Source organism: Micromonospora sp. NPDC005206, from assembly GCF_040608175.1.
Classification (GTDB): domain Bacteria; phylum Actinomycetota; class Actinomycetes; order Mycobacteriales; family Micromonosporaceae; genus Micromonospora.
The window spans coordinates 25,633-38,632 of sequence record NZ_JBEXHU010000023.1 but is presented as its reverse complement, the minus strand read 5'-3'; the positions used below and the strand labels follow the sequence as shown (position 1 = coordinate 38,632).

Genomic DNA, 13,000 nt, shown 5'->3' with positions numbered 1-13,000 from the left:
CGACGGCGCTCGATGCCCTTTGCTTGTTCGGGGACGCTCCCGCGCGTACCCCACTCGGCCTTCGGCCACCCCGCCACCTCCCGCTTCGCCGCCACCGACGCCGGCGCGTACCACCATGCATGGACGGAGATTGATGTGACGACCCTGCGGGTCGACGAGCAGCTCGCTGCCACCAAGGACCGGGCCCACCGGCCCACCCTGACCTCCCGGCCCCAGGTCCCGGCGCAGCCCGGCCCGGGGGTCCCCCCGCAGACCCGCCGCATCCTGATGCTCTCCTGGGAGTACCCGCCGGTGCTCGTCGGCGGCCTCGGCCGACACGTCCACGCCCTCTCCGTCGCCCTCGCCACCGCCGGCCACGACGTCACCGTCGTCACCCGCCACACCGACGGCGCACCCCTGGAGGAATACGCCGACGGCGTCCGCATCCTGCGCGCCCCCGAAGACCCCGTCACCTTCCCCCTGGCCACCGAATCCCTCCTCGCCTGGACCATGGCCTTCAACCACACCCTCACCCGCACCGCCCTACGCGCCACCGAAGCCGGCACCTACGACGTCATCCACGCCCACGACTGGCTCGTCGCCCACACCGCGATCACCCTCGCCGAGCACCTGGACCTGCCCCTGGTCACCACCATCCACGCCACCGAGGCCGGCCGGCACCAGGGCTGGCTGCCCGAGGAGATGAACCGCACCATCCACGGCGTCGAGCACTGGCTCAGCAACGAGTCCGCCCGGGTGATCGTCTGCTCGGGGTACATGCGCGACGAGGTGACCACGCTGTTCGGCGTGCCGAACGGCCGGGTCGACGTGGTGGCCAACGGCGTGGAGCCGCACCGCTGGCAAGTGCCGTCGGCCGCGGTGAGCGCCGCTCGGGCCCGGTTCGCCGGGGACGGCCCGCTGGTCACCTTCGCCGGCCGGCTGGTCTACGAGAAGGGCGTGCAGCACCTGATCGCCGGGTTGCCACGGCTGCGCGAGCGGCACCCCGGACTGCGCGTGGTGATCGCCGGCGACGGCCCGTACCGCGCGGAGCTGGAAGCCGAGGTGCACCGCCGCGGCCTGGGCGGCATGGTCGCCATGCCGGGCTTCCTGGGCGGCACCGACCTGCCGGCGTTGATGGCCGCCTCCGACTGCTTCGCGGTGCCGAGCATCTACGAGCCGTTCGGGATGGTGGCCCTGGAGGGCGCCGCGGCCGGAGCCCCACTCGCGGTGGCCGCCACCGGTGGTCTCGCGGAGATCGTCGAGCCGGGGGTGACCGGGATGACCTTCGCACCGCACGACCCGGACGGGCTGACCGACGCCGTGCACGCGCTGCTGTCGGACCGGGACCGCGCCCGCGCGCTGGCCCGCCGCGCCCGGCAGATGGTGCACGACCAGTACGGCTGGTCCGCGATCGCCCAACGCACCGCCGCCAGCTACGCCGCGGCCATCGCGACCGACGCCGCGTTCACCGCCCAGCGCGCCGAACAGCGCATGTCCCAGGGCCGCGCCCTCCCCGCGCTCCCCCACGGCAACCTGCTGGCCGCCGCCGGCCTCCGCTGAGGTGCAAGGAAGGGCACCTTATTAACGCCTGCGGTAGAGGAAGGGCCCCCTATTAACAAGCGCGCTACTGATCGCACGACAAGGGCCGCCGACCATGAGTCGGCGGCCCTTGTCCTGTCGGAGTGTCAAGAAGGGGCCCTTCCTCTACACGAGGCGTTAATAAGGTGCCCTTCCTTGCACGTCAGCGGTTGGCGAAGGGGACGTAGTCCCGCTCGGCCGAGCCGACGTAGACCTGCCGCGGGCGGCCGATCTTGGTCTCCGGGTCGTTGATCATCTCGCGCCACTGGGCGATCCAGCCGGGGAGCCGGCCGAGCGCGAACAGCACCGTGAACATCTTCGTGGGGAAGCCCATGGCCTTGTAGATCAGGCCGGTGTAGAAGTCCACGTTCGGGTAGAGCCGGCGGGAGACGAAGAAGTCGTCGGCGAGCGCGATCTCCTCCAGCTCCATGGCGATGTCCAGCAGCGGGTCCGGCTTGGCCATCCGGCCCAGCACGTCCTGCGCCGCCTTCTTGACGATCGCCGCCCGCGGGTCGTAGTTCTTGTAGACCCGGTGGCCGAAGCCCATCAGCTTGACGCCGTCCTCCTTGTTCTTGACCTTGCGGACAAAGGAGCGGACGTCGTCGTCGCCGGCGTGGATCTGCTGGAGCATCTCCAGCACCGCCTGGTTGGCGCCACCGTGCAGCGGACCGAACAGCGCGTTGACACCGGCGGACACCGAGGCGAACAGGTTGGCGTTGCTGGAGCCGACCAGCCGGACGGTCGAGGTGGAGCAGTTCTGCTCGTGGTCGGCGTGCAGGACGAAGAGCATGTCCAGCACCTTCGACATCACCGGGTCGACCTCGTACGGCTCCGCCGGCACGCCGAACGTCATCCGCAGCAGGTTGTCCACGTACCCCAGCGAGTTGTCCGGGTACAGCAGCGGCTGCCCGATGGACTTCTTGTAGGCGTACGAGGCGATGGTCGGCACCTTCGCCATTAGCCGGACCGTCGAGATCTCCACGTGCTCGGAGTCGAACGGGTCCAGGCTGTCCTGGTAGAAGGTGGACAGGGCGCTGACCGCCGACGAGAGCACGGCCATCGGGTGGGCGTCCCGGGGGAAACCGTCGAAGAAGCGGCGCATCTCCTCGTGCAGCAGCGAGTGCCGCCGGATCCACTCGGTGAACTCGGTCAGCTGCTGCTCGGTCGGCAGCTCACCGTAGATGAGCAGGTACGAGACCTCCAGGAAGGAGGACTTCTCGGCCAGCTGCTCGATCGGGTATCCCCGGTAACGCAGGATCCCCGCGTCGCCGTCGATGTAGGTGATCGCGGATGAGGCAGCCGCGGTGTTCACGAAACCGGGATCGTACGTGGTCATCCCGGTTTCCTTCAGCAGCTTGCTCACCCCGATACCGGCGGGGCCCTCGACCGCAGGATGCACCGGCATCGACAGCTGCCCACCGGGGTGATCGAGCTTGACTTCCGTCATGTGGTTCCTCGCTTCGCCGGCAGATCTACGTTGAATTGCCTTCGCTTCTACCGTAATTGCGGCTCGGTCGACACCGCCCGCCGTGGTTCTGCGGTGAGGTATGCGTCACCCGATTCCCGACCGGACCGCCGGGAAACCCCGCGCGAAACCACAGCGAGCCCAGCTCAGGACAGCGCGAGGCGTCGGAGCGTACCGTCCGCCGCCACCTGGTAGACGTCGAGCTGGTTGGTGCCGGCCCGGAACAGTTGGTCGTCGGTGAGCAGCGCGGCGAATCGGCGTCCGCCGGGATCCGCCGGCACCACCGGGACCACCGCCCCGATCCGGCCGTTCACCGCCACCGCCAGCAGCGTGCCGTCCGGTATCCGGTCCGGCACGTCGCCCCAGACCAGCGCCGGCAGGGTGCCGGTGTCCGGATCCATCGCCCGGAACGCGGCCAGGTCGGCCACCCTGGCGCTGCCCCCCGTCGGGCCGGCGCGGACATCGGTGCCCACCAGGGGATGCGGCGGTGGCAGCGGCGGTGGGGCGGGCACCCCGCCGGGGAAGGTGACCGGTTCGCCGGGGCGGTCGTAGAAGTGCTTCGTGCCGTCGGTGCGCGGGGCCTGCCGGGCGGAACGGCCGTCGACCCGCCAGGGCAGCCGGATGGCCGCCTCGTCGGCCACGGTCGGCAGCAGGTCGACGTGTTCCCAGTTGCGGTCGTCCACGCGGCCGGCCCGCTGCCCGGGCTCCTTGAGGAACATCGGCACCCACGCCACCTCGCCGGCGGCCGCCTTGATGGCGTCCATCCCCCGGCCCTGGGCGCCCGGGCGGAAGCTCACCCCGTGATCGGCGGTGACCACGACGAGGGCCTGGTCGTAGAGGCCGCTGGCGCGCAGCGTGCGCAGCGTCTCGCCGATCAGCCGGTCGGTGTAGCCCAGTTGGGCGAGGTGCCGCTGTCGGGCCAGGTCGACCCAGCCGGCGCCGTCGTTGGGCAGGTCCTCGGGGGCGTCGTAGCGCGCCCCGGACGGCAGGAACGCCCACGGCGAGTGCGGCATCAGCAGGTGCAGGAAGTGCAGGGCAGGTCGGGGTGCCGGTTTCAGCCCGGCCAGGAAGCTGGTGAACCGGGCCGGCTGGTTGTCGTCCAGGCTGTCCCAGCGGAACTTCGGGTCGGCCGGCACCGGCTCGGCGGCGTCCAGGCCGGCCTCGGCGCGGGTCTGCTCCCGGTACGAGTCCTCCGGGTCGACCCGGGCCTCGGTCGGCCCGGCGACCTGGCCGAGCAGCTTGCCGGTCTCCCGCACCAGCACGCCGAGCCCCTGTTCCGGCGCGACCGGCTGCTCGCAGCGGCTGGGCGGGCAGAGCCGGGTGATGCTCTCCTCGGCGCGGATGTCGTACAGGCCGCCGAAGGCGGTGAAGATGTTGTCCGGGTACTGCGAGTAGTGCGGTGCGACCGACCGCGCCGGGTAGCGGCCGGTGAGCATCGCCGGCAGCGCGTTGGGGGTCCAGCCGCTGACCCCGGTGGCGTTGCGGTACCAGGTCGAGCCGCCGGCCAGCTCGGCGAAGTGCGGGTACCGGGCCGCGTCGATCCGCCCGTCGGCGCCGAGCAGACTCACCAGCGGCAGTTCGTCGAGGATCAGCATGACCACCGGCGGGTGGCCGCCCGTACCCTGCGCGGTGCCGGCCGCGCCGCCGTCGCCGCGGGGCAGCACCACCACGGAGGTGGGTGAGCCGAGCAGGAAGAGCGCCACGAAGGCCACCGGCCCGACTGCGGCCAGCCGCAGCACCCGGCTCGGCGCCCGCCAGCGCCGATGCGCGGCCGCGCCGGCCGCGCCGGCCAGGCCGGCGACGAGCAGCAGGGGTACGCCCCGAAGCGGCGTCACGTGCCGGCCCACCTGCACGGCCAGGGCGGCCAGCAGCAGCCCGACGAGGCCGGTGTGGGTGAGCGCGCGGGTCGTTCGGCCGGCGAGGCGGCTCAGCGCACCGAGCAGCGCCACCGGCACGGTGGGCACCACCGCCACCAGGGCGACCAGCAGCAGAATCTGCCCCGGGTCGGCTCGGTGGAAGAGGAAGAAGTCGGGACTGCGGCCGAGCACGTCCAGCAGCGGCTGGGTGACCACCAGCCCGACCAGCGCCACCACCTCCAGCAGGCGGCACAGTTCACCGCGCCAGCCCCGGTCCCACCGCCCGGTCACCGGCTTCTCGGCCGGCGGGCCCGGCGGGGATGCCGACGCTGGTTCAGCCACCCATCACCGCCCGGTAGAGCGTGCGGGTGCCCGAAGGCAGCTCGAGACGATCGGTGATCTGGCCCCGGGCCGCGAGCAGGCGCTCGAAGGTGTCACGCCGGTAGTCCGGAAAGAGGCCCTCGGGCTTGTTGGCGAGCAGCCGGCGGGCCATCGGGTCCTCCGGATGCACGAACTCCACCACCACCGCACCGCCCGGCGCCGTCAGCCCCGCGAGCCAGTCGATCACCTCCGGCAGCGGCACGTTGCGCCCGATCGCCAGGTGGTGCACCACGGCCAGGGCGAGCACCGCGTCCGCCGACGCCCGCTCGGCGAAGCCGGCGCGCTCGACGCCCCGCCAGCCGCCACCGGGCGACGGGTCGGCCAGATCCACCACCAGCGGCAGGATCCGGCGGTGCCCCTCGGCCCGCAGCGCCCGGTACAGCTCGTCGACCACGGCCGGGTCCTGCTCGACGGCGACCACGTAGTCGGCGTGCTCGGCTGCCAGCCGGGCGTACCGGCCGTCGTTGGCGCCCAGGTCGAGTACCAGGCGCGGCCGGGCGCCGGCAGTCAGCGCGGCGGACACGAACCGCTCCTTGGCCGCCCGGTCCTGAGCGGAGTAGCCGCAGGTGCGCTGGTAGTCCGACCAGTGGCTGCCCGCCGGGCGACGGTCCAGCTTGCGGACGAGTTTCTCCATGCCACGCACGGTGGCCAGCAGCAGTTCCCGGGAGAAACCGGCGGCCCGCAGCTGGGCCCGTACGTCGGTGGTGCTGGCGGCGGCGTTGCGCTGCTGCATCGCGCCGTGCAGGTGCACGTGGGTCAGGACGCCGGGGCGCAGCCGGCGGGCCCCGCCGAAGAGCGGGCGGAGCTGCTCGGCCTCGATGCCGTCGACCCGGGCGCGCAGCCAGGACTGGAAGTCCACCCCCAGGTGGGCGGTGAGCAGCAACGGGTAGAGCACGGTCTGGCAGAACTGCCGGTAGCCGGCCCACGGCTCGCCGTCGCGTACCGGCTCGAAGGAGCCGATGTCGATGAAGACCGCCTCGGCGCCACGCCACTGGAGGTTGTAGGCCGAGCCGTCCTTGGTGGTGAACCCGTCGGTGAGCGCGCCGCGCAGGATCTCCAGGTGCAGCAGCGCGGCGTCGCGCAGCATGCTGAAGGACCACTCGTACGGGTGGGAGACGAACGGGATGCGTTCGTGGCGCAGCACCGCCGCCCACGGCTTCCCGGCGGACGCGGGCACCAGCGCCGGTGGCGCGTCCTCGGTAGCGCAGACCTTGCCCGCGGCAACCAGCGCCGGAAAGAAGGCGGTGGCTCGCAGCGCCCGCCAGTGCTCGGCTGCCTGCGCGTCCAGCCCGCGCAGCACCTCGTCGCCGACATGGAAGACCCGGTTGGCCGGATCGCGGAAGGAGGCCGGCTCGGGCCGGGCCGCCGCGGGTGAGAACGCCATCGCCGGGACGTGCCGACTCACCGCTGGTCGGTGGGCTGTCGGCGGAACCGGTCGACCAGGCGTCGCCAGTAGAGCTTGGCAGCGACCGCGGCCCCGGCCACCCCGCCCACGACCGCCTGCACGATCAGGCTGCCGGATCCCGCGTCCAGGTAGGCCAGATGGATCACCGATCGCTCCTTCACTCGCCGTCTCGACACCGGCGTCCCGGGCGTACAGCGGTGAGGCTTTTGACCCAGAAAGCCGGACTTGTTCCTCACCGTACGCCGATCGTCCACGCCGTAGCGGACAGATTGGCTCACTGCACCGGGACGGAGCTGGGGACTATGCGTCAGCTGTGGGATTCGGCAGCCGCACGGTGAACACGGTCCGGCCCGGCCGGCTGTGCACCGCGACCGCGCCGTGGTGCGCCTCCACCACCGCCGCCACGATCGCGAGGCCGAGGCCGGTGCTGCCGTGCGCCCGGGACCGGGAGCTGTCGCCGCGGGCGAACCGCTCGAACAGCTCCGGTTGCAGCTCCGCCGGCACCCCCGGCCCGTCGTCAGCGACGGTGAGCACGGCCGCGTCCCCGTCGACGGCCAGCGTGGTCGTCACCACCGTGCCGGGCGGGGTGTGCACCCGGGCGTTGGCCAGCAGGTTCGCCGCCACCTGGTGCAGCCGGGCGGCGTCGCCGGGGACCCGGATCACCACCTCGGGCAGGTCGAGCTGCCAACGGTGTTCCGGGCCGGCCACGTGCGCGTCGCTGACCGCGTCCACCACGAGGGCGGACAGGTCGACCTGGTCGACCGCGAGCGGGCGGCCGGTGTCCAGCCGGGCCAGCAGCAGCAGGTCGTCGACGAGGCTGGTCATCCGGGTGCTCTCCGACTCCACCCGGCGCAGGGCGTGCGCCACGTCGGCGGGGACCTCGCCACGGCCGCGCCGGGCCACCTCGGCGTACCCGCGGATCGCGGCGAGGGGGGTGCGCAGCTCGTGGCTGGCGTCGGCGACGAACTGGCGTACCCGTGTCTCGCTGGCCTGCCGGGCGGCGAGCGCGTCGGCGACGTGGCCGAGCATCCGGTTCAGCGCGGCGCCGACCTGGCCGACCTCGGTACGCGGGTCGGTGTCCCCCGCCGGCACCCGGACGGCGAGCGCCACCTCGCCGCGGTCCAACGGCAGCTCGGTGACCCGGGTGGCGGTGGCGGCCACCCGGTTCAGCGGTCGCAGCGTGGCCCGGACGATCAGCGCGCCGGCAGTGCCGGCGATGAGCAGCCCGACGGTGGCCACGCCGGCCTGCGCGGCGATCATCCACCAGACGGTCTCCCGCACGCCGGCCAGCGGCAGCGCGACGACCCGCACCCGGCCGTCGCGGAACTGCCGGGCGACGGCGCGGTACTCGCCGCGGTCGCCGAGGTCGACCGTGCGCGGCTCGGCGCCGACCGGCAGGGCGGCCAGGGCGGCGACCTCGTCGGCCGGAACGGGTTTCTCGTCGGGGAAGGGGTCCGCGCTGGACGGGCTGTGGGTCAGCGTGGACGCGGCCGTAACCCGGTCACCGGTGATGTCGGCTACCACGGTGCCGGCCGGTAGTCCGGGCGGGATGGCCGGCCCGCTGCCCGGGAAGGCCGGCCGACCCGCGCCCCGCATCACCGTGGAGGGGGCCAGTTGGGCGTCGAGCCGGTCGATCAGGAAGTGCCGCAGCGCCACCGTGGTGAGCCCGCCGATGGCGACGCTGACCAGCGCGAGCAGCGCGACCAGGGCGAGCACCAACCGGGTACGCAACGACCGGCCGGCCAGCCACCGGCGGGCGGCGCGCACCGGCCGGCGGCCCGGTCGGTCGCCCGGGTCACTCGGCCGGCTTGAGGACATAGCCCGCGCCGCGCAACGTATGGATCATCGGTGCCCGGCCGGCGTCGATCTTTTTGCGCAGGTACGAGATGTACAGCTCGACGACGTTGGCCTGGCCGCCGAAGTCGTAGTTCCACACCCGGTCGAGGATCTGCGCCTTGCTGAGCACCCGGCGCGGGTTGCGCATCAGGAAGCGCAGCAGCTCGAACTCGGTCGCGGTCAGGGTGATGAGCTGGCCGTCCCGCCGGACCTCGTGGCTGTCCTCGTCGAGGCTGAGATCGCCGACGGTCAGCACCGCGTCCTCCCGGGTGGCGATCGCGAAGCCGGAGCGGCGCAGCAGGGCGCGTAGCCGGGCGATCACCTCCTCCAGGCTGAACGGCTTGGTGACGTAGTCGTCGCCGCCGACGGTCAGCCCGGCGATGCGCTCCTCGACCGCGTCCCGGGCGGTCAGGAAGAGCACCGGCACGGTGGGCGACTGCTCGCGCAACCGGCGCAGCACCTGGAAGCCGTCCAGGTCGGGCAGCATCACGTCGAGCACCACGGCGTCCGGCTGGAACTGCCGCGCGGTGCTCAACGCCGCCGTGCCGTTGCCGGCGCTGCGCACCTGCCAGCCCTCGTAGCGCAGCGCCATCGACAGCAGGTCGGTCAGCGTCGGCTCGTCGTCGACCACCAGCACCCGGACCGGCTCGCCGTCGGGGCGGCGCAGCTCGATCCGGCTGGGCGCGGTCTGCCCGTCCATGACCATGTCCCCCATCGTGGGCGCGCCAGCTGTGGCACGCCTCTGCGGCACCTGTGTGCCGGCTGTGCGGACGGGTCGGCGGCGCGTCGGTGTCACCGCCGGTCAGCTCCGCCCCGGGGTCACTCGGACACCCCGAACGGGTCGGTGCGTACGAACCGCATGCTCCAACCGCCCAGGCCGTCGGGCCGGTCGCGCTCGTAGAGGTGGTCGGGGCCGGCCTGCACCGGCCCGGTGCCGTCCGGGTGCCGCATGATCCAACGCTGCGGCGGGGCGCCGTCCGGCCCGGCCGGCACCTCCCGCACCAGGCCGTCAGCAGGCCCGCCGACGAAGCGTACGGTGACCTCGCCCATCGCGGCGTCCCCTCGGGTGACCGTGCCGGCACGTTCGGTGACACCGGCCCTGGCTCGCAAGCTACCGCACCCACCGCCCGCATCGCAGCGGGTGGGCGGGCCCGGCGCCTCGCGATTTGGCCGACGGTTTGCCCAGCTCGGAGCCCGGGTACCGCGAACGAAGCAACCGCCGCCGGCGGGACGAGGCGAGGAGCGGTCGATGCGCACGCTGGACAGGCGATACCGGCTCGAACAGCGCATCGGCGTCGGCGGCATGTCCGAGGTGTGGCGAGCCCACGACCGGGTGCTGGACCGGCCGGTCGCGGTGAAGCTGATCTCGCCCGGCGCGGACGGCCAGCACGGCCCGGTGGAGCGCATCCAGGCCGAGGCCCGCTCCGCGGCCCGCCTGGTGCACCCGAACGTGGCGAGCGTGCACGATTTCGGCACCTCCTCCTCCGCGCTGCCCGGTCGCCAGGTGCCGTACATCGTGATGGAGCTGGCCGAGGGGGAGACACTCGCCGCGCACCTGCGGGCCGGTCCGCTGGACTGGCGGATCTCGGTCCGGGTCTGCGCGGAGGTCGGCGCGGCGCTGGCCGCCGCGCACGCGAACGGCATCGTGCACCGCGACGTCAAGCCGGCCAACATCATGCTCACCCCCTCGGGGGTGAAGGTGCTCGACTTCGGCATCGCCAGCCCGGCCGGGGCGTCGGACCCGACGCCGGAAGGGATCATCGTCGGCACTCCGGCGTACCTGGCGCCCGAGCAGTTCGACGGCGCGCCGGCCACCCCGGCGGCCGACATGTACGCCCTCGGCGTGCTGCTCTACTACTGCCTCACCGGCCGGCTGCCGTACGCGGCGGACAGCACCGTCGAGCTGCTGGGCGCACGCCGCCGGCGGCCGGCGGAACCGCTGCCCGAGATCGACGGGCTCCCGCCGGAGGTGGCCGAGCTGTGCCGCTCCTGCCTGGCCGAGGACCCGGCGCGGCGTCCGACCAGCCTGGTCGCCGCGCTGCTGCTGGCCGAGGCGGTGGACGCCCGGGTGTACGTGCCGATGCTGGCGCCCACGGCACGCCGATCGGCTGCGACGTCGCCGTGGACCGAGCAGGCCGCGATGGAGGCCACCGAGGCGGTGCGGGTGGCCGACGGGCCGGACCGGTCCGGCGGGCGCTGACCGCTCGGCGTTTCGCCGCGCAAGGGTCGGGAACTCGGGCCGGTGAGCGACGGGAGGAACGCGATGCCGGATCCGAGTTCCTGGCTGCATGAGGCCACCGCGACCGCCGAGGGCGGTCACGTACGCACCGACGATGGCGGACTCTCCTCCGCGCTGGCCTCGCCGCTGGCGGCGCACTGCACCGGGTTGCGGCCGGAGCAGTTGTTGGCCGCCGCCTTCGCGTCCTGCCTGCACCACGCGGCGGTGGAGGCTGCCGGGGAGATCACCGACGAGGCGCACACCGTTCAGGTGCGGGCTGAGGCGAAGCTGGGGCGCGACGACGACGGCCGGTACCGGGCCGACGTGCACGCCTCGATCTCCTCCGCCGGTCTGAGCCGGCAGCAACTGGCCGACCTGGTCGAGTACGCCGACCGGCTCTGGCCGTTCTCCAGCGGCGACAACAGCCGGCACCGGTTGACCGTCACCCCGGCGGAGAACGGCCGGCACTGATCCGGTCGCCACCTGGGTCGTGCGTCCACCGAACGGCCATGCCGGGGTCTCGGGTGTTCGGTGGACCGGGCATCGGCCGTAGGAGTGAGTCGTGAAGAGCCGCCGAAACGGATGCTGATGACGTCGACGGCGACCGGCTTTGACCGGCGAATCGGGAATACCCGGCTAGCCCGAACGGCGAGGTTGATCGTCTTTGCGGGGTTGTTGCCCCTTATTGTCCCCAAGATCGGGACAAATTGTGGCGCATGCCACCGTACGGGCCGGTGGAATCGGGAAAGCAGTTCTTTAGCCTCGGCGAGTGCATCGCGACGACCCCTCCGAGCAGAAGCTGACCGACGCGCGCCCGACGACCCTTTCGAGCGACGCCGCATCAACCGAACGGACGATCGGCCGTCACCGGGCCTCCGAGCCACCCCGCCGCGCCCTGCTGGGCTCGACCCCGCTCCGGGTGGCCCTGGCCACCGGTGTCACCTGCTGCCTGAGCCTGGTCGCGGTCACCACCGCCCGAGGCGGCGAGGACAACACCCGCCCGGTGGAGTCGCTGGCCGAGGCGGTTGCCGACCGCGCCGCCATCGCCGACGAGCGCGCCTCCCGATCGCTGGACCGCGAGGCCGCCCCCGCGCGGATCATCCCCAGCCCGACCCCGAAGCCCACCCCCACCCGCACCGCCGCGCGCAAGGCGGTCAAGAAGCCGGTCAAGCCGCGCCGACCCCGACCGGTCGCCGGACTCGACCAGGCCCAGATGGACAACGCCAAGATCATCGTTGACGTCGGGCTGGAGATGAAGATGCCGCGCCGCGCGCTGGTGGTGGCGCTGGCCACCGCCATGCAGGAGAGCAACCTCTACAACCTGGCCAGCGACGTGCTGCCGGAGTCGGCGCAGTACCCGAACCAGGGCAGCGGCTTCGACCACGACTCGGTCGGCCTGTTCCAGCAGCGGCCCAGCAGCGGCTGGGGCACGGTGGCCGAGCTGATGCGCCCGTCGTACGCCGCCCGGGCCTTCTACGAGGCGCTCAACGAGATCCCGGGCTGGCAGGACATGAGCGTCACCGCCGCCGCCCAGGCCGTGCAGATCTCCGCCTTCCCCGACGCGTACGCCCAGCACGAGGAGCGGGCGACGACCGTCGCGGCGGCCCTGACCGCCTGAGGGCGCGCACGGCGGTCGCCAGGCGACCGATCCACCCCCTCGGTGCGCGTCAGCGGTTGTGGGCGCCGTCCCGCCCGGCCGGCGGCTCCATGCCCACGTCCCGGCCGCCAGCGGCCACCCGCGTCGCCGGTACGCCCGTGCCCGCCGCCGCGGTCGGGGTGTCGGTGGGTACCTGCTCGGCGGTCACCCCGCCGAGGATCTCGTCCACCCGCGCCTCGCGTCGCCGGCGGGCGTCCAGCGCCGCCTCGAAGTCGCGCCGGGCCTGCATGGCCTCCGCGTACGCCCGCTCGCGTACCTGCCGGGCCTCCTCGCGGGCCTCGTCCAGCTCGATCCGTGCCTGGGCCAGGATCTCGGCCGCCTCCCGCCGCACCGCGTCACCAGCACGCCGGGTGCTCGCGGCGTCGCCCAGATCCAGCCGCTGGAGCAGCCCGCTGAGCCAGGTCGCCTCCTCGCGGATCTCGTCCCAGACCCGAGCGGTCCCGGCGGCGCCCTCCGCCCGCGCCGCGAGCCGGGACAACCGGATCGCCAGCTCATCCAGGCAGGAATCCACCTGCCGCTGGTCGTAACCGGTCTCAACGACGGAGAACCTCATACTGTCGCCCCCAGGCAGCTGCTGTTTCTTCCCACCTGGATCCTCGGTCGCGACGGGAGCGGCCGAGGGTGT

General features: G+C 73.2%; 12 protein-coding genes. 4 read left to right on the top strand and 8 right to left on the bottom strand.

The features are described from left to right. Nucleotides 1–135: 135 nt before the first annotated feature. On the top strand, nucleotides 136–1,539 hold the full coding sequence (locus tag ABZU69_RS29760; RefSeq protein WP_354967624.1) for a glycosyltransferase family 4 protein: 1,404 nt from the start codon (nucleotides 136–138) through the stop codon (nucleotides 1,537–1,539). A gap of 181 nt (nucleotides 1,540–1,720) precedes the next feature. On the opposite strand, the gene ABZU69_RS29755 is transcribed toward ABZU69_RS29760, so the two are convergent. The 7 genes from ABZU69_RS29755 to ABZU69_RS29725 form a co-directional block, all read right to left on the bottom strand. Beyond that, nucleotides 1,721–3,004, bottom strand: a complete 1,284-nt coding sequence (locus ABZU69_RS29755) for a citrate synthase (RefSeq protein ID WP_354967623.1) — start codon at nucleotides 3,002–3,004, stop codon at nucleotides 1,721–1,723. A 164-nt stretch (nucleotides 3,005–3,168) separates the two neighbouring features. Beyond that, on the bottom strand, nucleotides 3,169–5,169 hold the full coding sequence (locus tag ABZU69_RS29750; RefSeq protein WP_354967706.1) for a sulfatase-like hydrolase/transferase: 2,001 nt from the start codon (nucleotides 5,167–5,169) through the stop codon (nucleotides 3,169–3,171). A gap of 43 nt (nucleotides 5,170–5,212) precedes the next feature. Continuing rightward, nucleotides 5,213–6,643, bottom strand: a complete 1,431-nt coding sequence (locus ABZU69_RS29745) for a class I SAM-dependent methyltransferase (protein WP_354967705.1) — start codon at nucleotides 6,641–6,643, stop codon at nucleotides 5,213–5,215. 17 nt (nucleotides 6,644–6,660) lie between these two features. Then, a complete protein-coding gene (locus tag ABZU69_RS29740) occupies nucleotides 6,661–6,810 on the bottom strand; it encodes a hypothetical protein (RefSeq protein ID WP_007459587.1) in 150 nt (49 codons plus the stop codon). Between the two features lie 154 nt (nucleotides 6,811–6,964). Beyond that, complete coding sequence (locus ABZU69_RS29735; protein ID WP_354967704.1) at nucleotides 6,965–8,410, bottom strand: HAMP domain-containing sensor histidine kinase; 1,446 nt, start codon at nucleotides 8,408–8,410, stop codon at nucleotides 6,965–6,967. 49 nt (nucleotides 8,411–8,459) lie between these two features. After that, complete coding sequence (locus ABZU69_RS29730; RefSeq protein WP_354967622.1) at nucleotides 8,460–9,206, bottom strand: response regulator transcription factor; 747 nt, start codon at nucleotides 9,204–9,206, stop codon at nucleotides 8,460–8,462. 113 nt (nucleotides 9,207–9,319) lie between these two features. After that, nucleotides 9,320–9,610 carry a hypothetical protein gene (locus tag ABZU69_RS29725; protein WP_354967621.1) on the bottom strand — a complete coding sequence of 97 codons (291 nt, stop codon included), beginning with the start codon at nucleotides 9,608–9,610 and terminating at the stop codon, nucleotides 9,320–9,322. A 139-nt stretch (nucleotides 9,611–9,749) separates the two neighbouring features. Here ABZU69_RS29725 and ABZU69_RS29720 point away from each other — a divergent pair, with 139 nt between their 5' ends. The 3 genes from ABZU69_RS29720 (at nucleotide 9,750) to ABZU69_RS29710 (ending at nucleotide 12,336) form a co-directional block, all read left to right on the top strand. After that, nucleotides 9,750–10,700 carry a serine/threonine-protein kinase gene (locus ABZU69_RS29720; RefSeq protein ID WP_354967620.1) on the top strand — a complete coding sequence of 317 codons (951 nt, stop codon included), beginning with the start codon at nucleotides 9,750–9,752 and terminating at the stop codon, nucleotides 10,698–10,700. Nucleotides 10,701–10,763: 63 nt separating this feature from the next. Then, complete coding sequence (locus tag ABZU69_RS29715; RefSeq protein ID WP_121657400.1) at nucleotides 10,764–11,189, top strand: OsmC family protein; 426 nt, start codon at nucleotides 10,764–10,766, stop codon at nucleotides 11,187–11,189. 298 nt (nucleotides 11,190–11,487) lie between these two features. Next, a complete protein-coding gene (locus ABZU69_RS29710; protein ID WP_354967619.1) occupies nucleotides 11,488–12,336 on the top strand; it encodes a hypothetical protein in 849 nt (282 codons plus the stop codon). Nucleotides 12,337–12,385: 49 nt separating this feature from the next. Here the strand turns inward: ABZU69_RS29710 and ABZU69_RS29705 are convergent, their stop codons facing one another. After that, nucleotides 12,386–12,928, bottom strand: a complete 543-nt coding sequence (locus ABZU69_RS29705; RefSeq protein ID WP_354967618.1) for an ATPase — start codon at nucleotides 12,926–12,928, stop codon at nucleotides 12,386–12,388. Between the last annotated feature and the right edge of the window lie 72 nt (nucleotides 12,929–13,000).